Origin of the sequence: Longivirga aurantiaca (assembly GCF_042660085.1) — a bacterium.
GTDB lineage: Bacteria > Actinomycetota > Actinomycetes > S36-B12 > CAIYMF01 > Longivirga > Longivirga aurantiaca.
In genome coordinates, this window is sequence record NZ_JBHSTI010000008.1 from 213,767 (window position 1) to 233,671 (window position 19,905).

A 19,905-nucleotide genomic window follows, 5' to 3' on the forward strand; every position below is an offset into this window, starting at 1 on the left:
AATACGAAGGAAGAGGTAGTCATGGCTGCAGCCCAGCGCCGCGGAGGCGGCGCCGGCGGCAACGAGCGGGGCGGTCGCGATCGTCGCGACGGCAAGGGTCCCGTGGCGGAGAAGTCCGCCTTCGTCGAGCGCGTCGTCACGATCAACCGCGTGGCCAAGGTCGTCAAGGGCGGTCGTCGCTTCAGCTTCACGGCCCTGGTGGTCGTGGGCGACGGCGACGGCACGGTCGGCGTCGGGTACGGGAAGGCCAAGGAGGTGCCCGCGGCGATCGCCAAGGGTGTCGAGGAGGCCAAGAAGAACTTCTTCAAGGTTCCCCGGATCCAGGGCACGATCCCTCACCCGATCACCGGCGAGGCCGCGGCGGGCGTCGTCCTGCTGCGTCCCGCTGCTCCCGGTACCGGCGTCATCGCCGGTGGCCCGGTGCGCGCCGTGCTCGAGTGCGCCGGCATCCACGACGTGCTGAGCAAGTCGCTCGGCTCGGACAACGCGATCAACGTCGTCCACGCGACGGTCGCGGCCCTCAAGGGCCTCGAGCGTCCCGAGGAGGTGGCGGCCCGCCGTGGCCTGCCGCTCGAGGACGTCGCCCCGGCCGCGCTCCTGCGCGCCCGCGCTGCTGGTCTGGCGGGTGCGTGATGGCTCGGCTCAAGGTCACGCAGCTCCGTTCGGAGATCGGCGGCAAGCAGAACCAGCGCGACTCCCTGCGTTCGCTGGGGCTCAAGCGCATCGGTGACGTCGTGGTGAAGGAGGACCGTCCCGAGATCCGTGGGATGGTCAACGTCGTCTCCCACCTCGTCAAGGTCGAGGAGGTCGACTGACATGACTCTCAAGGTCCACCACCTGCGCCCCGCACCGGGCGCCAAGACTGCCAAGACCCGCGTGGGTCGTGGTGAGGCGTCCAAGGGCAAGACCGCCGGTCGCGGCACCAAGGGCACCAAGGCCCGCTACCAGGTTCCCGCGTCCTTCGAGGGCGGGCAGATGCCGCTGCACATGCGGCTGCCCAAGCTCAAGGGCTTCAAGAACCCCAACAAGGTCGAGTTCCAGGTCGTCAACGTCGCCCAGCTCGCCGCCCTCTTCCCCGAGGGTGGCACCGTGGGTGTCGACGAGCTGGTGGCCGCTGGCGCCGTTCGCAAGAACCAGCCGGTCAAGGTCCTCGGCAACGGCGAGATCGGCGTGAAGCTGCAGGTCAGCGCCCACGCGTTCTCCGACGTCGCCAAGAGCAAGATCGCTGCTGCCGGCGGCTCGGCCACCGAGCTGTAGGCACCCAGCACCGAGGCGCGCAGCACACCTGCACCTGAGAAGGGCGTCCCGGCGTCGTAACCGACGCCCGGGGCGCCCTTCTCGTTTCGGCTGTTAGGCTCACGGAGCCTGTGAGGGAGACCTCCTGGGCCCTGCACCACACCGCGCGGCACCGTCGCGCGGCCGGATCGTCGTCACACCGGGACGCCAGTCGGGCGTCCACCAGGAGGGGCTCGTGCTTTCCGCGTTCGCGTCGGCGTTCCGTACGCCGGACCTGCGCAAGAAGCTTCTGTTCACCCTCGGCATCATCGCGCTGTTCCGCCTCGGGTCGGTCGTGCCGACGCCGGGCGTGGACTACACAGCGATCCAGCGATGCATCGAGCAGGTCCAGGACAACTCGCTGTACGGGATGATCAACCTGTTCAGCGGCGGAGCGCTGCTGCAGCTCTCGGTCTTCGCGCTCGGGATCATGCCGTACATCACGGCGTCGATCATCATCCAGCTGCTGACGGTGGTGATCCCTCGGCTCGAGTCGCTGCGCCAGGAGGGTCAGTCCGGCCAGGCCAAGCTGACGCAGTACACCCGCTACCTCACGGTGGCGCTCGCGATCCTGCAGTCCACCGGCATCGTCGCGCTGGCGCGCGTGCCCGGGCGCCTGTTCTCCGGCTGCAACGAGACGATCCTCGTCAACGAGTCGATCGTGCTCATCATCCAGATGATCCTGGTGATGACCGCCGGCACCGCCGTCATCATGTGGCTCGGCGAGCTCATCACCGACCGCGGCGTCGGCAACGGCATGTCGCTGCTGATCTTCACCTCGATCATCTCGACGTTCCCCGGCCAGCTCTGGCAGATCTGGACCATCAACGGCATCTTCACCTTCGCGATGGTGCTGCTCGTGGGTATCGCCACGATCGCGGGTGTGGTCTACGTCGAGCAGGCCCAACGGCGAATCCCCGTGCAGTACGCCAAGCGCATGGTGGGCCGGCGCATGTACGGCGGCACCAGCACGTACATCCCGCTCAAGGTCAACATGGCCGGCGTCATCCCGGTCATCTTCGCCTCGTCGCTGCTGTACGTCCCGCAGCTCATCGTGCAGATGTCGGGCAGCCAGGGCTCGTTCGCGCAGTGGCTGCTGCAGAACTTCTCCAACGGCACCGAGCCGCTGTACCTGGTGGTCTACTTCCTGCTCATCCTGTTCTTCACCTACTTCTACGTCGCCATCACGTTCAACCCCGTCGAGGTGGCCGACAACATGAAGCAGTACGGCGGCTTCGTGCCCGGCATCCGTGCCGGCAAGCCGACCGCCGAGTACCTCGACTACGTGCTGACCCGCATCACCCTGCCGGGTGCGCTGTACCTCGCGGTCATCGCGATCATCCCGTTCGTGGCGTTCGCCTTCCTCGGCGTCGGGCAGCGCTTCATCTTCGGCGGCACCTCCCTGCTGATCATGGTGGGAGTCGGCCTCGATACGGTGAAGCAGATCGAGTCCCAGCTCCAGCAGCGCAACTACGAGGGGTTCCTTCGTTGAGCAGAGTCGTCCTGATGGGCCCTCCCGGGGCCGGCAAGGGAACGCAGGCAGTCGTCGTCGCGGCACGCCTCGGCATCCCGCACGTCTCGACGGGCGACATCTTCCGGGCCAACGTCACCGAGGGCACGCCCCTCGGGATCGAGGCCAAGCGCTACATGGACGCCGGCGAGTACGTGCCGGACTCCATCACCAACGCCATGGTCCGCGACCGGATCGCCCAGCCCGACGCCGAGCCCGGCTTCCTGCTCGACGGCTACCCGCGCACGGTCGCGCAGGTCGACGAGCTGGCCGGCATGCTGGCCGAGCACGGCACCGCGCTCGACCACGTGATCGAGCTGACCGTCGACGTCGACGAGGTCGTCGGCCGCCTGCTCAAGCGGGCCGCCGAGCAGGGGCGCAGCGACGACACCGAGGACGTCGTGCGCCGCCGCCTCGAGGTCTACTTCGAGCAGACCGCGCCGCTCACCGCCATCTACGCCCAGCAGGGCCTGCTCGTGCAGGTCGACGGCATGGGCTCGGTGCAGGACGTCACCGCCCGCGTGCTCGCCGCCCTCGGCGCCTGACCGACTCGTCGTACCCCGTGTTCCGCCGCAAGGACCGCATCGAGGTCAAGACGCCCGAGCAGATCCTGCTCATGCGCGCGGCCGGACTCGTGGTCGGCCGCACCCTCGAGCTCCTGCGCGAGAGCGTGCGCCCCGGCATCACCACCGGGCAGCTCGACGCCATCGCCGAGGAGTCGATCCGCTCTGCCGGCGCGGTGCCGTCGTTCCTCGGCTACCACGGCTACCCGGCGTCGATCTGCGCCTCGGTCAACGACGAGGTCGTGCACGGCATCCCGGGCGACCGGGTCCTGCTCGACGGCGACCAGGTCTCGATCGACTGCGGAGCGATCGTCTCGGGGTGGCACGGCGACGCCGCCATCACCGTGGGGGTGGGCGAGGTGTCCGCTGCGCACGTCGAGCTCTCCCGCGTGACCGAGGAGGCCCTCTGGCGCGGTCTCGCGGCGGCGGTGTCCGGCAGCACGGTGCGCGACATCGGCATCGCGGTCGAGTCGTACGTGCGGGCCCAGCCCGGCGGCGACGACTACGGCATCGTCGAGGAGTACGTCGGTCACGGCATCGGCACCTCGATGCACATGGACCCGAACGTCCCCAACTACGACCATGGCGGCAAGAGCCCGTCGCTGGTGCCGGGGATGGCGCTCGCGATCGAGCCCATGGTCTGCGCCGGCGGCCGCCTCACCCGCACGCTCGAGGACGACTGGACGGTCGTGACCCAGGACGGTCAGCGGGCGTGCCACTGGGAGCACACCGTGGCGATCACGCCCGAGGGCCCGTGGGTGCTCACCGCCCTGGACGGGGGAGCGGCCCGGTTCGCCGCCCTCGGGGTCCCCAGCCCCGCCGCCGACCGCGCCTGACGGCCCTCGCGCCCGGAATGTCCGGTATGCACCGCCGGTCCGGACCATGATCACCGGATTAGTCCCCTGGGGGCTCCCTGGCGTAGACTCGCTCCTCGGCTCACCTGAGTCGCGACCCGTCACGCCCACGGCCCTGCCCAGCAGGAGCGTGAGCGGTGCGGGGAGCGTCGCTACGAGTCGCCAAGGTAACGCAGCCGACACGGACGAAGTGCGAGGACATGCCCAAGAAAGACGGTGCCATCGAGCTCGAAGGCACGATCACGGAGTCTCTCCCGAACGCCATGTTCCGGGTGGAGCTCGACAACGGGCACAAGGTCCTCGCGCACATCAGCGGGAAGATGCGGATGCACTACATCCGGATCCTTCCCGATGACCGGGTCGTCGTGGAGCTCTCGCCCTACGACCTGACCCGCGGCCGGATCGTCTACCGCTACAAGTAAGCCAGCACCACCTCCGTCCACCCCTAGACGCACGGGCGCACGAGCCGCCTGGCCCGTACACCCGTGGAGAGACAGATGAAGGTCAACCCGAGCGTCAAGAAGATCTGCGACAAGTGCAAGGTGATCCGCCGTCACGGTCGGGTCATGGTCATCTGCGAGAACCCGCGCCACAAGCAGCGTCAGGGCTGATCGCAGGCCGGGAGCGATCCCGGTCGTCGCACCAGCACACGCAGTACCCGACCCCCGCGCAGCCCACGTGCCGCGTGCGGGACGCCACCCTCGGCCCGGAGGCCGAGGACCCACCTAGGCGGGTGGGACCGGTACTGCTCCGAGACCTCCGGACGAAACTGGAAGAGAGAAACCGCCCGATGGCACGTCTCGTCGGCGTCGACCTCCCCCGCGACAAGCGGCTCGAGGTTGCGCTCACCTACATCTACGGGATCGGCAAGACCCGTGCTCAGCAGACGCTCGACGCCACCGGCATCAGCCCGGACGTCCGCGTGAAGGACCTCTCAGACGAGGACCTGATCAAGCTGCGCGACTGGCTCGAGGCCAACTACAAGACCGAGGGTGACCTCCGTCGCGAGGTTGCCGCTGACATCCGCCGCAAGGTGGAGATCGGTTGCTACCAGGGCCTTCGGCACCGCCGCGGCCTCCCGGTCCGCGGGCAGCGCACGCACACCAACGCGCGCACCCGCAAGGGCCCGAAGAAGACCGTGGCCGGCAAGAAGAAGGCCGGCAAGAAGTAGTAGTCCGACGGTCCTGCGCGCACAGATGCCGCGACCGAAGGGCCGATGACCTCAACCAGAACGGATAGTCGATGCCTCCCAAGAGCCGTACGGCTGCGGGCGCCAAGAAGGTGCGCCGCAAGGAGAAGAAGAACGTGGCCCATGGCCACGCGCACATCAAGAGCACGTTCAACAACACGATCGTCTCGATCACGGACCCGACCGGCGCCGTGATCTCGTGGGCCTCGTCGGGTCAGGTGGGCTTCAAGGGCTCGCGCAAGAGCACGCCCTTCGCCGCCCAGCTGGCCGCCGAGGCGGCTGCCCGTCGTGCCATGGAGCACGGCATGAAGAAGGTCGACGTGTTCGTGAAGGGCCCGGGTTCGGGCCGCGAGACCGCGATCCGCTCGCTGCAGGCAGCGGGCCTCGAGGTCGGCACGATCCAGGACGTCACCCCCAGCCCGCACAACGGCTGCCGCCCGCCCAAGCGCCGCCGCGTCTGACCCGCGAGAGAGAGACTTTCCCACCATGGCCCGTTACACCGGGGCGGACTGCAAGCGCTGCCGCCGCGAGAAGACCAAGCTGTTCCTCAAGGGCGCGAAGTGCGATTCGCCGAAGTGCCCGATGGAGTCGCGTCCCTACCCGCCCGGCCAGCACGGCCGCGGTCGTACCAAGGACAGCGAGTACCTGCTGCAGAAGCGCGAGAAGCAGAAGTGCGCGCGCATCTACGGCGTGCTCGAGAAGCAGTTCCGTGGTTACTACGAGGAGGCCCAGCGCAAGCAGGGCAAGACCGGCGAGAACCTTCTCCGCATCCTTGAGACCCGCCTCGACAACGTCGTGTACCGCGCCGGCTTCGCCGCCAGCCGTGACATGGCCCGTCAGCTGGTCCGCCACGGGCACATCACCGTGAACGGCAAGAAGGTCGACATCCCGTCCTTCCGCGTCTCGGCCAACGACATCGTCGAGGTCCGTGCCGCCAGCCGTGAGCTCACCCCGTTCGTGGTCGCCCACGCCCAGCTCGGCGAGCGTGCCGTCCCGGCGTGGCTCGAGGTCATCCCCTCGCGGATGCGCGTGCTCGTCCACTCCCTGCCCGAGCGTGCGGTCATCGACACGCAGGTGCAGGAGCAGCTGATCGTCGAGCTCTACTCGAAGTGACGTGGGTCGGCGCCTGCCTCCGGGCAGGCGCCGGCACCGGCACCACCCCCGCCACTTTTATGCAGGCGTCAAATAGCGGACGCCTCGAAAGGACAACCACGTGCTGATCGCCCAGCGTCCGACCCTCGCCGAGGAGCAGGTCTCCGAGTTCCGCTCGCGCTTCGTCATGGAGCCGCTCGAGCCCGGTTTCGGCTACACCCTCGGCAACTCCGTCCGCCGTACCCTCCTGTCGTCGATCCCCGGCGCTGCTGTCACCAGCATCCGCATCGACGGCGTCCTGCACGAGTTCACCACCGTGCCGGGGGTCAAGGAGGACGTCACCGAGCTGATCCTCAACATCAAGCAGCTCGTCGTCTCCTCCGAGCACGACGAGCCCGTCGTCATGTACCTGCGCAAGCAGGGCCCCGGTGCCGTGACCGCCGCCGACATCGCGCCCCCGGCCGGTGTCGAGGTGCACAACCCCAACCTCCACATCGCGACCCTGAACGACAAGGGCAAGCTCGAGATGGAGCTCGTCGTCGAGCGTGGCCGCGGCTACGTCTCCGCGGCGCAGAACAAGCAGCCCGGCCAGGAGATCGGCCGTATCCCGGTCGACTCGATCTACAGCCCGGTCCTCAAGGTCACGTACAAGGTCGAGGCCACCCGTGTCGAGCAGCGCACGGACTTCGACCGCCTGGTGATCGACGTCGAGACCAAGCAGTCGATGTCGCCGCGCGACGCCGTCGCGTCGGCCGGCAAGACCCTGGTCGAGCTCTTCGGCCTCGCCCGCGAGCTCAACGTCGACGCCGAGGGCATCGACATCGGCCCGTCGCCCGCCGACGCGTTCGTCGCCGAGCAGCTCTCGACGCCGATCGAGTCCCTCGACCTCACCGTGCGCTCGTACAACTGCCTCAAGCGCGAGGGCATCCACACGGTGGGCGAGCTCATCGGCCGATCCGAGGCCGACCTGCTCGACATCCGCAACTTCGGCTCGAAGTCGATCGACGAGGTCAAGGCCAAGCTCGTCACGCTCGGCCTGGCGCTCAAGGACAGCCCGCCCGGGTTCGACCCGGCCACGGCCGTCAGCTTCTACGACGACGACGACCAGGGGTACGCCGAGGACGAGCAGCTCTGACGAGCTGACCACCCCGGCCACCCGACACCTCAGGAGACATCGACATGCCTACCCCCACCAAGGGTGCCCGCCTCGGCGGCAGCCCGGCGCACGAGCGGCTCATGCTCGCGAACCTCGCCACGGCGCTGTTCGAGCACGGGAAGATCACGACCACCGAGGCCAAGGCCAAGCGCCTGCGCCCGCTGGCCGAGCGCCTCATCACCCACGCCAAGCGTGGCGACCTGCACGCGCGTCGTCGTGTGCTCGCCGTCATCCGTGACAAGGGTGTCGTGCACGAGCTGTTCGCCGAGATCGGTCCGCGCTACGCGACCCGTCCCGGTGGCTACACGCGCATCACCAAGATCGGCCCCCGCAAGGGCGACAACGCCCCCATGGCCGTGATCGAGCTCGTCGAGCCGCTGGCCGAGGCCGTCGTGGCCGAGGCGACCGGCGCGACCAAGCGCGCTGCCAAGGAGAAGGCCGCCGCTCCGGCTGCTGCCGCTCCGGTTGCCGCCGAGGTCGTCGAGGAGACCGTCGTCGCGGACGACACCGCTCCCGAGGCCGTCGAGGTCGAGGCTGCGGACGACGCCGTCGAGGCTGTCGAGACCGAGGCCGCCGAGGTCACCGAGGAGGCTGCCGACGAGGCCGCCGCCGAGGACACCGACAAGGCCTGAGCGCCCTGAACGCGAGCGCTGTCAGCACCGAGCCCGCCGCCCCTTCGGGGGACGGCGGGCTCGTGCGTTCCGAGCAGGTCCGGCTGCGGCTCGGCATCGCCTACGACGGCACCGACTTCGCCGGCTGGGCCAAGCAGCCCGGGCTGCGCACGGTGCAGGGCACGCTCGAGGACGGGCTCGCGACGATCCTGCGCGCGACCCAGCCCGTGCGCATCGCGGTGGCCGGGCGGACCGATGCCGGCGTGCACGCACGCGGCCAGGTGGCGCACGCCGACGTCGAGCGCGACCGGTGGGAGGCGCTCGTCTCGCGAGGTGCCGATGCTCCGGCGCGCCGGATGGGCGGGGTGCTCCCCGCCGACGTGCGCGTGCACGAGATCGCGATCGCACCGGACGGCTTCGACGCCCGGTGGTCGGCGCTGTCGCGCGCCTACGCCTACCGCGTGTCCGACGTCCCAGGCGGGTCCGACCCGCTGCTGCGCTCCCACGTGCTGCACCACACCGGCCCGCGCAACTCCCCGCTCGACGTCGAGGCCATGAACGCCGCTGCGGCGGCGCTGCTCGGCGAGCACGACTTCGCGTCGTTCTGCCGGCGTCGCGAGGGCGCGAGCACGGTGCGCACGCTCCTCGACCTGCGCTGGGTGCGCGAGGACGATTCCGGCCTCGTGGTGATGCACGTGCGGGCCGATGCGTTCTGCCACTCGATGGTGCGCGCGCTGGTCGGCGTGCTCCTGCCGGTGGGGGACGGTAGGCGACCTGTGCCGTGGCCGGGCGAGGTGCTGGCGCGGGTGCGGCGCGAGCCCGACGCCGAGGTGGCCCCGCCCATGGGCCTGTGCCTCGAGCGGGTCGAGTACCCCGCGGACGACCAGCTCGCCGCGCAGGCCGAGCGGGCACGGCGCTTCCGGGGCGACGACATCCTCGCCGGCCGCGCCGGCCAGGACCCCGACTCGACCGACTGACCCCGCGTGGTTCGACGGCCGGCAACGCGGAACGGCGATCGCCGTGCGTCCGGCCCGCGGAAGGAGCAGGCTCGAGGGGAGAGCAGGGAGGTGGGCCCTATGCGCGTAGTGGTGGCTCTGGGAGGCAATGCGCTGGCCAAGCGTGGCGAGCCGATGACGGTGGCGAACCAGCGGGCGAACGTCCGGGTGGCGTGCCGCGCGCTCGCCCCCGTCGCGATGGAGCACGAGCTGGTGGTGTCGCACGGCAACGGCCCGCAGGTGGGCCTGCTGTCGCTGCAGGCGTCGGCGTACGACGAGGAGTCGACGTACCCCTTCGACGTCCTCGGCGCGCAGACCGAGGGGATGATCGGCTACTTCATCGAGCAGGAGCTCGGCAACCTGCTGCCGTTCGAGACGCCGATCGCGACGATCCTCACGATGATCGAGGTCGACGCCGACGACCCGGCGATGAAGGACCCGACCAAGTTCGTCGGCCCGGTGTACTCCGACGAGGAGGCGCACCGCATAGCGTCCGAGCGGGGCTGGACGGTCAAGCGCGACGGCGACCACTGGCGCCGCGTCGTGCCGTCGCCGGTGCCGCGCCGCATCTTCGAGATCCGGCCGATCACGCAGCTGCTCGACTCCGGCACCGTCGTCATCTGCACGGGTGGCGGCGGCATCCCGACGATGTACCTGCCGGACGAGCGGCTCGACTTCGAGGACGACCACAACCCGCGCACGCTCGTCGGCGTCGAGGCCGTGATCGACAAGGACCGGTCCTCCGCAGTCCTCGCGCGCGACCTGCGTGCCGATGCGCTGGTGATCGCGACCGACGCCCCGGCGGTCTTCCTCGACTACGGGACGCCCGCGCAGCGGGAGGTGGCTACGGCTTCTCCGGACGCCATCTCGGCGTACGACTTCGCCGAGGGCTCGATGGGGCCGAAGGTCGAGGCTGCGTGCGAGTTCGCGCGGTCGGCGCCCGGGCGGTTCGCCGCGATCGGGGCGCTCACCGACATCCGCGGGATCCTCGCCGGCACCCACGGGACGAGGATCAGCACCGACACCGACGGCCTCACCCTCCGCTGAGCTCGATTCGGTAGTGGTTTCTCGCGCCCTGCTGCGAGAAACCACTACCGAATCGGCGGCTGGGGGTCTGGGGGCCGCGCAGTAACCGGTTAGGCGGCGGGGCGGCGTACGGGCGAGAATCGCCCCTCGTGGGTCACGTCGAGGTCGCCAAGGTCACGCACACGCTCCCGGACGGGCGCGTGCTGCTCGACGAGGTGAGCTTCCGGGTCGCGGACGGCGCGAAGGTCGCGCTGGTCGGCGCGAACGGCGCCGGCAAGACCACGCTCATGCGCCTCGTGTCCGGCGACCTCGACCCGCAGGAGGGCGCGATCGTCCGCTCGGGCGGTCTCGGCGTCATGCGCCAGTTCATCGGCCAGGTGCGCGACGAGTCGACCGTGCGCGACCTGCTCGTGTCGGTCTCCCCGCCCGCGGTGCAGGCCGCGGCCAAGGAGCTCGAGGCCGCCGAGCTGCGCATGATGGAGGCCGACGACGAGGCCACGCAGATGGCGTATGCGCAGGCCATCTCCGACTGGTCCGATGTCGGCGGCTACGACTCCGAGGTGCTCTGGGACGTCTGCACCGTCGCGGCGCTCGGCATCCCGTTCGACAAGGCGCAGTACCGCGAGACCCGCACGCTGTCGGGCGGCGAGCAGAAGCGGCTCGCGCTCGAGGCGCTGCTGCGCGGCCCCGACGAGGTCCTGCTCCTCGACGAGCCCGACAACTACCTCGACGTGCCGGGCAAGGAGTGGCTCGAGCAGCGCCTCGCCGAGTCGAGCAAGACGGTGCTGTACGTGTCGCACGACCGCGAGCTCCTCGCCCGTACGGCGACGCAGGTCGTCACGGTCGAGCTGGGTGCGGCCGGCAACACGGCCTGGACGCACGGCGGCGGCTTCGCGACGTACCACCAGGCGCGCGCCGACCGCTTCAGCCGGCTCGAGGAGCTGCGCCGCCGCTGGGACGAGGAGCACGCGAAGCTCAAGGCGCTCGTGCTCATGTACAAGACCAAGGCGAAGTACAACGACGGCCTCGCGAGCCGCTACCAGGCCGCCAAGACCCGACTCGCGAAGTTCGAGGAGGCCGGGCCCCCGCAGGAGATCGCGCGCGAGCAGACCGTGAAGATGCGGCTCATCGGCGGTAGGACGGGCAAGCGGGCGGTGATCTGCGAGCAGACCGAGCTCACCGGTCTCATGAAGCCGTTCGACCTCGAGGTGTGGTTCGGCGAGCGCGTCGCCGTCCTCGGCGCCAACGGCTCGGGCAAGTCGCACTTCCTGCGGCTGCTCGCCGCCGGGGGCAGCGATCCGGACGTCGAGCACCGCCCGGTGGGGGAGGTGCCGATCGCACCGGTCGCGCACAGCGGCGTCGTACGCCTCGGGGCACGCGTGCGCCCGGGCTGGTTCGCCCAGACGCACGAGCACCCGGAGCTGATGGGGCGCACGCTGCTCGAGGTGCTGCACCGCGGCGACGCCCACCGGGACGGCATGGGCCGCGAGCTCGCCGCCCGCAAGCTCGACCGCTACGAGCTCGCGCACGCCTCCGAGCAGACCTTCGAGAGCCTGTCCGGCGGCCAGCAGGCGAGGTTCCAGATCCTGCTCCTGGAGCTCTCAGGGGCCACGCTGCTGCTGCTGGACGAGCCCACCGACAACCTGGACCTCGCCAGCGCCGAGGCGCTGGAGGAGGGCCTCCTGGCCTTCGAGGGCACGGTGCTGGCGGTGACGCACGACCGCTGGTTCGCCCGCGGGTTCGACCGGTACGTCGTCTTCTCGGCCGACGGCACCGTGCGCGAGGTGGACGAGCCGGTCTGGGACGAGACCCGGCCGGTCCGCCGCTGAGGCGTCGTCGCAGGTCAGGGGCCTCCCTGGGCCCGGATCGGGCGATTTGGAGGCTCCCGCCGCACCCGGGTACCCTGGACCGCTTGCTGTGCGCGCCCGTACGACGTCCGTGAGGACCCGTCGGGCACAAGTGCAGCCTGGATGTCAGGGATGGCATCCAGTACGGCGCCCCGCCACCCACGGCCGACCGGCCGCGGATGCGGAGCGCGCAGAGTCCACGTCCCGACGAGCGAGAGAACAGGTGCCGCTTCATGCGCACGTACAGCCCCAAGGCCGGTGACCTGAGCCACGAGTGGTTCATCATCGACGCCACCGACGTCGTCCTCGGCCGACTCGCCACCCAGGCAGCGACGCTGCTCCGTGGCAAGCACAAGCCCACCTTCGCCCCGCACGTCGACGGCGGTGACTTCGTCATCATCATCAACGCCGAGAAGGTCGCCCTCACCGGCAACAAGCGCGAGCAGAAGATGGCGTACCGCCACTCGGGTCACCCGGGCGGCCTCACCGCGACCTCGTACGTCCAGCTGCTCGAGAGCAACCCGCGTCGTGCGGTGGAGAAGGCCGTGAAGGGCATGCTCCCGCACAACAAGCTGGGGCGTCAGGTCATCAAGAAGCTCAAGGTCTACGCCGGCCCGGAGCACCCGCACGCTGCGCAGCAGCCGAAGCCGTTCGAGATCTCGCAGGTCGCGCAGTAAGCGCCGCGGAACCCACAACAGACTTTCTAGAAAGGAACCGTGGCGTGAGCGAGACCGTCGCCGAGACCACCGAGAACGAGATCGACGCCGAGGAGCTGACCAGCTACACCTCGGAGACCACCACCAGCGCCGTGGCGGTGACCCACCGCGAGGTGGTCGCCCGCCCCGCCGGCGCCACCGGCCGTCGCAAGGAGGCGATCGCCCGCGTGCGCATCGTCCCCGGCACCGGCCGCTGGACCGTCAACGGCCGCACCCTCGAGGGCTACTTCCCGAACAAGGTGCACCAGCAGCTCGTGAACGAGCCGTTCGCCACGCTCGGCATCAACGACACGTACGACGTCATCGCCCGCATCAGCGGCGGCGGCTCGTCGGGTCAGGCCGGCGCCCTGCGTCTTGGCATCGCCCGTGCGCTGAACGACATCGACGCCGAGGCCTACCGCCCGGCGCTCAAGAAGGCCGGCTTCCTCACCCGTGACGCGCGGGTCAAGGAGCGCAAGCACTACGGCCTCAAGAAGGCCCGCAAGGCGCCGCAGTACAGCAAGCGCTAGCGAGCGAAGAGGACGAGCCCGCTCTTGGCTCGTCCTCTTCCGAGCGGCGCGCAGCTGTTGACGAGGGCCCCCTCGGGCCCGAGGAGAACTCGAAGCGCTAAGCGAGCCGCGGGCAACCGCCCGCACCTGCTCATCGCACGATGCCCCGGGGCTACGCTCCGGGGCATCGGCATGTACGGGCCCCACGTGGGCGGGACGGAAGAGGCACCTGTGGGTCGACTGTTCGGCACGGACGGCGTCCGCGGCCTCGCCAACGCCGATCTCACGGCCGAGATCGCCCTCGACCTCGCCGTGGCTGCCGCGCACGTGCTCGGCGACGCGGGCCAGCTCTCCGACCACGGCGAGGGCCGCCCGGTCGCCGTCGTCGGCAACGACAGCCGCGCGAGCGGCGAGTTCCTCGAGGCCGCGGTCGTCGCGGGCCTGCTGTCGGCAGGTGTCGACGTGTGGCGCGTCGGCGTGCTCCCGACCCCGGCCGTCGCGTACCTGACCGCGGCGCTCGACGCCGACCTCGGCGTGATGCTGTCGGCGTCGCACAACCCCATGCCCGACAACGGCATCAAGTTCCTCGCCCGCGGCGGCCACAAGCTGCCCGACGACGTCGAGGACGCCATCGAGGGACGCATCCGCGAGGACTGGACGCGCCCCACCGGTGCCGGCGTCGGACGCGTGAGCCGCCACGACGAGGGCGCCGAGCTGTACGTCGGCCACCTGCTCTCCACGCTGCCGCACCGCCTGGACGGGCTCACCGTGGTCGTCGACGGCGCGAACGGCGCGGCATCCGTCGTCGGGCCCGAGGCGCTGCGCCATGCGGGCGCGCGCGTGATCGAGATCCACACCTCGCCCGACGGCCTCAACATCAACGACGGCTGCGGCTCCACCCACCTCGGCGACCTGCGCGCGGCCGTGGTCGAGCACGGTGCGGACGCCGGCGTCGCGTTCGACGGCGACGCCGACCGCTGCCTCGCGGTCGACGCGTCCGGCGCGGTCGTCGACGGCGACCACGTGCTCGCGATCCTGTCGATCGCCATGCGCGAGCGAGGCACCCTCGTCGCGGGCACCGTCGTCGCCACCGTCATGGCCAACCTGGGCTTCAGGCTCGCGCTCGAGGACGCCGGCATCGCCGTGATCGAGACCGGCGTGGGCGACCGCTACGTGCTCGAAGCCATGCGCCACGGCGGCTACGTCCTCGGCGGCGAGCAGAGCGGCCACGTGATCATGTCCGAGCACGCGACCACCGGCGACGGCGTGCTCACCGCGCTGCATCTGCTCGCGCGCGTGGCCGAGACCGGCCGCTCGCTCACCGAGCTGGCCGCGGTCGTGCAGAAGCTGCCGCAGGTGCTCATCAACGTGCGCGGCGTCGATCGCACGCGGGCGTCGTCCGAGCCCACCCTGGCGGCCGCGGTCACCGAGGCCGAGGCCGAGCTCGGCAAGACCGGTCGCGTGCTGCTGCGGCCGTCGGGCACCGAGCCCGTCGTACGCGTCATGGTCGAGGCCGCCACGCCCGAGCAGGCCGCAGCCGTCGCCGAGCGCCTCGCCGACGTCGTCCGCGCCACCCTCGCCCAGTAGGCCCCCGCTCGCACTGATCGAACCGTTGCCTCCGGTCCGTGGAGCGACGGTTCGATCAGTTTCAGCGGCGGGGTGGGGGCTTCGGCCCGGGATACGCTGGCGTCATGTGCGGAATCGTCGGGTACGTCGGTGAGAAGCAGGCGCTGTCGGTCGTGGTCGAGGGCCTGCGCAGGCTGGAGTACCGCGGCTACGACTCCGCCGGCGTCGCCGTCGTCGCCGACGGGCGGCTCGACACGCGCAAGAAGGCGGGCAAGCTCGCCAACCTCGAGAGCCTGCTCGGCACCGACCCGCTGCCGCAGTCGACCATCGGCATCGGCCACACCCGCTGGGCCACGCACGGCGGACCGACCGACGCCAACGCGCACCCGCACGTGAGCGAGGACGGCAAGGTCGCCGTGATCCACAACGGCATCATCGAGAACTTCGCCGAGCTGCGCGCCGAGCTCACCGCCGCCGGCGTCACGCTGTCGTCCGAGACCGACACCGAGGTCGTGGCGCACCTGCTCGCCGCCGTGCTGCCCGAGACCGACCACGACCTCGCCGAGGCCATGCGCCGCGTGTGCCGCCGCCTGTCCGGCGCCTTCACGCTCGTCGCCGTCCACTCCGACATCCCGGACGTCGTCGTCGGCGCGCGCCGCAACAGCCCGCTGGTCGTCGGCCGGGGCCAGGGCGAGAACTTCCTCGCCTCCGACGTCGCCGCGTTCATCGCGCACACGCGCTTCGCGACCGAGCTCGGCCAGGACCAGGTGGTCGAGCTGCGTCGCGACACCGTCGTCGTGACGACCTTCGACGGCGACCCCGCGGACGTGACCGAGTACGAGGTGACGTGGGACGCGTCGGCGGCCGAGAAGGGCGGCTACGACACGTTCATGGCCAAGGAGATCGCCGAGCAGCCGAAGGCCGTGAGCGACACGCTCCTCGGCCGCATCGGCACCGACGGCCGGCTCAAGCTCGACGAGATGCGCCTCACCGACGCCGAGCTGCGCGAGGTCGACAAGGTCGTCGTGATCGCGTGCGGCACGGCGTACCACTCGGGCATGGTCGCGAAGTACGCCATCGAGCACTGGACGCGCATCCCCACCGAGGTCGAGCTCGCCAGCGAGTTCCGCTACCGCGACCCGGTCGTCGGGCCGCGTACGCTCGTCATCGCGATCTCGCAGTCGGGCGAGACGATGGACACGATCATGGCGCTGCGGTTCGCGCGCGAGCAGGGCGCGAAGGTGCTCGCCATCTGCAACACCCAGGGCTCGACGATCCCGCGCGAGAGCGACGCCGTGGTCTACACGTACGCCGGCCCCGAGGTGGCGGTCGCCTCCACCAAGGCCTTCCTCACGCAGATCGTGGCGTGCTACCTCGTCGCGCTGTACGTCGCGCAGGTTCGCGGCAACAAGTACGGCGACGAGATCGCGGCTGTGGTGCGCGAGCTGCAGGACATGCCGCGCAAGGTCGACCTCGTCCTCGACACGACCGAGGAGATGAAGCGCATCGCCGACGAGCTGAAGGACGCACCGTCGGTGCTGTTCATCGGTCGCCACGTGGGCTTCCCGGTCGCGCTCGAGGGTGCGCTGAAGCTCAAGGAGCTCGCCTACATGCACGCCGAGGGCTTCGCCGCCGGCGAGCTGAAGCACGGCCCGATCGCGCTGCTCGAGGACGGCGTCCCCGTGATCGTGGTCGTGCCGTCGCCGGCCGGGCGCAGCGTGCTGCACGAGAAGATCATCAGCAACATCCAGGAGGTCCGCGCCCGCGGCGCCCGCACGATCGTGATCGCCGAGGAGGGCGACGAGGCCGTCGTCCCGTACGCCGACACCATCGTCCGTATCCCCGCGTGCCCCACCCTCCTGCAGCCCCTCGTCGCGACCGTGCCGCTGCAGGTGTTCGCGGCCGCGATGGCGACCGCCAAGGGGCTCGATGTCGACCAGCCGCGCAACCTCGCCAAGAGCGTCACGGTCGAGTAGTCGGGTGACCCTGCGCGGGGTCGCCGGGGGTCCGGGAGTCGCACCGCGTCGGGGGTGGTAGCCTGGTCACGGTTACTACAGCGGTTCCACGTACGTTCTTCGGACGCTCGCGGATCTACTTCGCCCGGCGTCCTCGCCTCCCCCTGGATCTCAGGGGTTGAGGACACCTCGGCTAACTCGTGGGCAGCGACTTCGCTCCCGCGCCGTGCTTCCCAGAACAGGAACAATCATGGTCAACGGCACCGTCAAGTGGTTCAACGGCGAGAAGGGCTTCGGCTTCATCGCCCCCGAGGACGGGAGTGCCGACGTGTTCGTGCACTTCTCGGCCATCGCGTCGTCGGGCTACCGCTCGCTCGAGGAGAACCAGAAGGTCACGTTCGACGTCACGCAGGGCCAGAAGGGCCCGCAGGCGGAGAACGTCACGCCTCTCTAGGTCTCACCAGGCCTTCGACGTGGACCGTCCCCTTCGGGGGGCGGTCCACGTCTGCGTCTACGGCCGGTGCGACGCCGACCCGGCGTCGAACCACCAGGCGCAGTACTGCATGAGCAACGTGTCGTGCCAGCCGCGGCGGTCGGTGCTGCGCTCCCGGCCGTGCAGGATGCCGACCGGCTGGAAGCCGCACGCGGTGTAGCAGGCGATCGCCGCGGTGTTGGACGCCGCGGGGTCGATCGTCACGAGGTGGTGGCCGCGGATGTCGACGAGCCAGTCGCGCACGGTCGTGACGACGTCCCGGCCGAGGCCGCGGCGGTGCATGCTCGGCGTCAGGAAGATGTCGATGCCGCTCTCGTCGTAGTCGGGGTCGTCTCCCTCGTACGCCTGCACCATGCCCACCACGGCGCCGGCGGGCCCGGGCCCGGGCGGGCCCAGCAGCTCCACCGCCCAGCGCACGGTGCCTGCCTCGTGGTCGAACGGGAAGCCGTCCTCCGGCGGGTGCCACCACTGCGACACTGCCGGAGTCGCGAGGATCGCGCGCAGCGTGGCCTCGTCGTCCGCCCCGATCGGCCGCAGCCTGACCAGGGACGTGACGAGCGTCGGCACCGCGGACGCGGCGTGGGTGTCGGCCATGGCCACATCCTCACCCGAGGGGTGGCAGGCTGGCGGGGTGATCATCGGGATCGGGATCGACGTCGTCGACGTGCCGCGGTTCGAGGCGACGCTCGCGCGCACGCCCGGGATGGTCGACCGGCTCTTCACGCCCGAGGAGCGCACGACCGACCTCGGGCACCCGCGCACGCCCACCTCGCTCGCCGCGCGGTTCGCGGCCAAGGAGGCCGTGGCCAAGGCGCTCGGCGCACCCACCGGGATGCTGTGGCACGACTGCCAGGTGATCGGCGACTCCGACGGCCGGCCGTGGCTGGCCATCAGCGGCACGGTGCAGGCCGCCGCCGAGGCGCAGGGCATCGAGCGCTGGCACCTGTCGCTCTCGCACGACGGCGACGTCGCCGTCGCGTACGTGATCGCGGAGGCGGGATGACCGGGCACGGGCTGCGTCCCGCGACCGCGGTGCTGACGGTCGCGGCGGTACGCCGTGCCGAGGCGGCGGCGATGGCGGAGCTGCCCGAGGGCGCGCTCATGCAGCGCGCCGCGACGGCGCTGGCGGTCGTTGCCGGCTCGATGCTGCGGGAGATCTGCGGCCGCGTCACGGGATCGCGGGTCGTGCTCCTCGTCGGCGCCGGCGACAACGGCGGCGACGCGCTGTACGCAGGCGCGCGCCTCGCCGCGCGCGGTGCCCGCGTCGACGCGCTTCTCGTCGCCGACCGTCATCACGTCGGGGGCGCGGACGCCCTGCGACGCAACGGTGGTCGCGTGCAGGTGGTGGCGCTCGGAGACCTCGTGGCAGCAGAGCTCGTCGCTCGTGCCGACCTCGTCGTCGACGGCATCCTCGGCATCGGCGGACGCGGTGCGCTGCGGGAGCCGGCCGCGTGGCTCGCGGCCGTGGCGCGCGAGACCGACGTCGCCGTCCTCGCGGTCGACCTGCCGAGCGGCGTCGACGCCGACACGGGGGCCGTGGCCGATGCCGATGCCGTGGTGCACGCCGACCGCACGGTGGCCTTCGGGTGCCTCAAGGCCGGGCTGCTTCTCGGCGACGGCGCGCTGCGCACGGGCGAGCTCGCGGTGGTCGACATCGGTCTGTCCTTCGACGACGTCGCCACGAGCGAGCTCGTCGTCCGGATCGACGACGACTCGGCCGCCCCTCTGCTGGCCGGCCCTGGTGCGCGCGACGACAAGTACACGCGCGGCGTCGTGGGAGTGAGCGCGGGCTCGGAGGCGTACCCCGGTGCCGCGGTGCTCGCGACGGCCGGTGCGCGGCACGGCCTCGCCGGATACGTGCGGTACGCCGGCCACGCGCACGAGCAGGTCGTGGCGCACTGGCCCGACGTCGTCGCCCGGCCGGGCAGGGTGGCCGACGCGGGGCGGACGCAGTGCTGGGTGGTCGGCTCCGGACGTGGCCTCGACGAGGACGCGCGCGGCGCCGTCCTCGACGCCGCGGCGCTCGACGTGCCGCTCCTGCTCGACGCCGACGCCCTCACGCTCATGGCGGACGACGCCGACGTGCGCGCCGCTGTCGTCGCCCGCAGCGGCGTCACCGTGCTGACGCCGCACGCGGGGGAGTTCGCGCGGCTCGCGGGCGTGCCGGTCGGCGAGGATCGTGTCGCCGCCGTGCGGTCGCTCGCCGCAGACCTCGGCGCCGTCGTGCTGCTCAAGGGCTCGGCGACGGTCGTCGCCGCGCCTGACGGGCACGCGTACGTCGCGGCATCGGCGCCCCCCGAGCTCGCGACGGCCGGATCGGGCGACGTGCTCGCCGGGCTGCTCGGCTCGCTGCTCGCCCACCACGAGGCCCATGCGCCGCTCGACCCCGCGCGGGCCGCTCTGCTGGCTGCCGTCGCCGCGCACGTGCACGGAGCAGCAGGAGCGGTCGCGGCGGACGACGGCCGCACGGTGACCGCGCTGGACGTGGCCGCCGCACTGCCAGCGGCGGTCGCGCGCGTGCGGCGTTCCTCACCGGAGTGACGGCCGGCAGCCGGATGAGCGGCCTCGG

24 protein-coding genes are annotated in these 19,905 nt (G+C 71.1%); 23 read left to right on the forward strand and 1 reads right to left on the reverse strand.

Annotated elements, in window-relative coordinates; all coding sequences use genetic code 11:
* The first annotated feature begins 21 nt into the window (after positions 1-21).
* The 21 genes from rpsE (at position 22) to cspE (ending at position 17,297) form a co-directional block, all read left to right on the forward strand.
* Positions 22-633 carry a 30S ribosomal protein S5 gene (rpsE, locus tag ACFQGU_RS04875; RefSeq protein ID WP_386764294.1) on the forward strand — a complete coding sequence of 204 codons (612 nt, stop codon included), beginning with the start codon at positions 22-24 and terminating at the stop codon, positions 631-633.
* Positions 633-815, forward strand: a complete 183-nt coding sequence (gene rpmD / locus ACFQGU_RS04880; RefSeq protein WP_386764296.1) for a 50S ribosomal protein L30 — start codon at positions 633-635, stop codon at positions 813-815. The genes rpsE and rpmD overlap by 1 nt, the downstream gene beginning before the upstream one ends.
* A 1-nt stretch (position 816) precedes the next feature.
* Positions 817-1,257, forward strand: a complete 441-nt coding sequence (gene rplO, locus ACFQGU_RS04885; RefSeq protein WP_386764297.1) for a 50S ribosomal protein L15 — start codon at positions 817-819, stop codon at positions 1,255-1,257.
* A 214-nt stretch (positions 1,258-1,471) separates the two neighbouring features.
* On the forward strand, positions 1,472-2,767 hold the full coding sequence (gene secY, locus ACFQGU_RS04890) for a preprotein translocase subunit SecY (RefSeq protein ID WP_386764299.1): 1,296 nt from the start codon (positions 1,472-1,474) through the stop codon (positions 2,765-2,767).
* Complete coding sequence (locus ACFQGU_RS04895) at positions 2,764-3,330, forward strand: adenylate kinase (RefSeq protein ID WP_386764301.1); 567 nt, start codon at positions 2,764-2,766, stop codon at positions 3,328-3,330. The genes secY and ACFQGU_RS04895 overlap by 4 nt, the downstream gene beginning before the upstream one ends.
* Before the next feature lie 17 nt (positions 3,331-3,347).
* On the forward strand, positions 3,348-4,184 hold the full coding sequence (map, locus tag ACFQGU_RS04900; RefSeq protein WP_386764302.1) for a type I methionyl aminopeptidase: 837 nt from the start codon (positions 3,348-3,350) through the stop codon (positions 4,182-4,184).
* A 218-nt stretch (positions 4,185-4,402) separates the two neighbouring features.
* Positions 4,403-4,624: a translation initiation factor IF-1 gene (gene infA, locus ACFQGU_RS04905; protein ID WP_386764303.1), complete on the forward strand. Its 222-nt coding sequence runs from the start codon at positions 4,403-4,405 to the stop codon at positions 4,622-4,624.
* Positions 4,625-4,699: 75 nt separating this feature from the next.
* On the forward strand, positions 4,700-4,813 hold the full coding sequence (gene rpmJ, locus ACFQGU_RS04910; RefSeq protein ID WP_008361054.1) for a 50S ribosomal protein L36: 114 nt from the start codon (positions 4,700-4,702) through the stop codon (positions 4,811-4,813).
* Positions 4,814-4,992: 179 nt separating this feature from the next.
* Positions 4,993-5,373, forward strand: a complete 381-nt coding sequence (gene rpsM / locus ACFQGU_RS04915; RefSeq protein ID WP_386764306.1) for a 30S ribosomal protein S13 — start codon at positions 4,993-4,995, stop codon at positions 5,371-5,373.
* 71 nt (positions 5,374-5,444) lie between these two features.
* Positions 5,445-5,852, forward strand: coding sequence for a 30S ribosomal protein S11 (rpsK, locus tag ACFQGU_RS04920; RefSeq protein WP_386764307.1), 408 nt, complete (start codon positions 5,445-5,447; stop codon positions 5,850-5,852).
* Between the two features lie 25 nt (positions 5,853-5,877).
* Positions 5,878-6,504: a 30S ribosomal protein S4 gene (gene rpsD, locus ACFQGU_RS04925; protein WP_386764309.1), complete on the forward strand. Its 627-nt coding sequence runs from the start codon at positions 5,878-5,880 to the stop codon at positions 6,502-6,504.
* Between the two features lie 100 nt (positions 6,505-6,604).
* A complete protein-coding gene (locus ACFQGU_RS04930; protein WP_386764311.1) occupies positions 6,605-7,618 on the forward strand; it encodes a DNA-directed RNA polymerase subunit alpha in 1,014 nt (337 codons plus the stop codon).
* Between the two features lie 44 nt (positions 7,619-7,662).
* Positions 7,663-8,271: a 50S ribosomal protein L17 gene (gene rplQ / locus ACFQGU_RS04935; RefSeq protein ID WP_386764313.1), complete on the forward strand. Its 609-nt coding sequence runs from the start codon at positions 7,663-7,665 to the stop codon at positions 8,269-8,271.
* A gap of 62 nt (positions 8,272-8,333) precedes the next feature.
* Complete coding sequence (truA, locus tag ACFQGU_RS04940) at positions 8,334-9,227, forward strand: tRNA pseudouridine(38-40) synthase TruA (RefSeq protein ID WP_386764315.1); 894 nt, start codon at positions 8,334-8,336, stop codon at positions 9,225-9,227.
* A 99-nt stretch (positions 9,228-9,326) separates the two neighbouring features.
* Positions 9,327-10,292 carry a carbamate kinase gene (gene arcC, locus ACFQGU_RS04945; protein ID WP_386764317.1) on the forward strand — a complete coding sequence of 322 codons (966 nt, stop codon included), beginning with the start codon at positions 9,327-9,329 and terminating at the stop codon, positions 10,290-10,292.
* Between the two features lie 128 nt (positions 10,293-10,420).
* Complete coding sequence (locus ACFQGU_RS04950; protein ID WP_386764319.1) at positions 10,421-12,100, forward strand: ABC-F family ATP-binding cassette domain-containing protein; 1,680 nt, start codon at positions 10,421-10,423, stop codon at positions 12,098-12,100.
* A gap of 251 nt (positions 12,101-12,351) precedes the next feature.
* Positions 12,352-12,795, forward strand: a complete 444-nt coding sequence (gene rplM, locus ACFQGU_RS04955) for a 50S ribosomal protein L13 (RefSeq protein ID WP_386764321.1) — start codon at positions 12,352-12,354, stop codon at positions 12,793-12,795.
* Positions 12,796-12,839: 44 nt separating this feature from the next.
* A complete protein-coding gene (gene rpsI / locus ACFQGU_RS04960; RefSeq protein ID WP_386764323.1) occupies positions 12,840-13,343 on the forward strand; it encodes a 30S ribosomal protein S9 in 504 nt (167 codons plus the stop codon).
* A gap of 210 nt (positions 13,344-13,553) precedes the next feature.
* Positions 13,554-14,909, forward strand: coding sequence for a phosphoglucosamine mutase (gene glmM / locus ACFQGU_RS04965; protein WP_386764325.1), 1,356 nt, complete (start codon positions 13,554-13,556; stop codon positions 14,907-14,909).
* A gap of 104 nt (positions 14,910-15,013) precedes the next feature.
* On the forward strand, positions 15,014-16,864 hold the full coding sequence (glmS, locus tag ACFQGU_RS04970; protein WP_386764327.1) for a glutamine--fructose-6-phosphate transaminase (isomerizing): 1,851 nt from the start codon (positions 15,014-15,016) through the stop codon (positions 16,862-16,864).
* A gap of 229 nt (positions 16,865-17,093) precedes the next feature.
* The gene (gene cspE / locus ACFQGU_RS04975; RefSeq protein ID WP_386764329.1) at positions 17,094-17,297 is read left to right on the forward strand and encodes a transcription antiterminator/RNA stability regulator CspE; all 204 of its coding nucleotides are present in this window, start codon (positions 17,094-17,096) and stop codon (positions 17,295-17,297) included.
* A gap of 57 nt (positions 17,298-17,354) precedes the next feature.
* On the opposite strand, the gene ACFQGU_RS04980 is transcribed toward cspE, so the two are convergent.
* Positions 17,355-17,930, reverse strand: coding sequence for a GNAT family N-acetyltransferase (locus ACFQGU_RS04980; protein ID WP_386764331.1), 576 nt, complete (start codon positions 17,928-17,930; stop codon positions 17,355-17,357).
* A 37-nt stretch (positions 17,931-17,967) separates the two neighbouring features.
* On the opposite strand from ACFQGU_RS04980, the gene ACFQGU_RS04985 reads away from it, so the two are divergent.
* The gene (locus ACFQGU_RS04985; RefSeq protein WP_386764333.1) at positions 17,968-18,339 is read left to right on the forward strand and encodes a holo-ACP synthase; all 372 of its coding nucleotides are present in this window, start codon (positions 17,968-17,970) and stop codon (positions 18,337-18,339) included.
* The gene (locus ACFQGU_RS04990; RefSeq protein WP_386764335.1) at positions 18,336-19,877 is read left to right on the forward strand and encodes an NAD(P)H-hydrate epimerase; all 1,542 of its coding nucleotides are present in this window, start codon (positions 18,336-18,338) and stop codon (positions 19,875-19,877) included. Before ACFQGU_RS04985 ends, ACFQGU_RS04990 begins: the two co-directional genes overlap by 4 nt.
* Positions 19,878-19,905 lie beyond the last annotated feature (28 nt).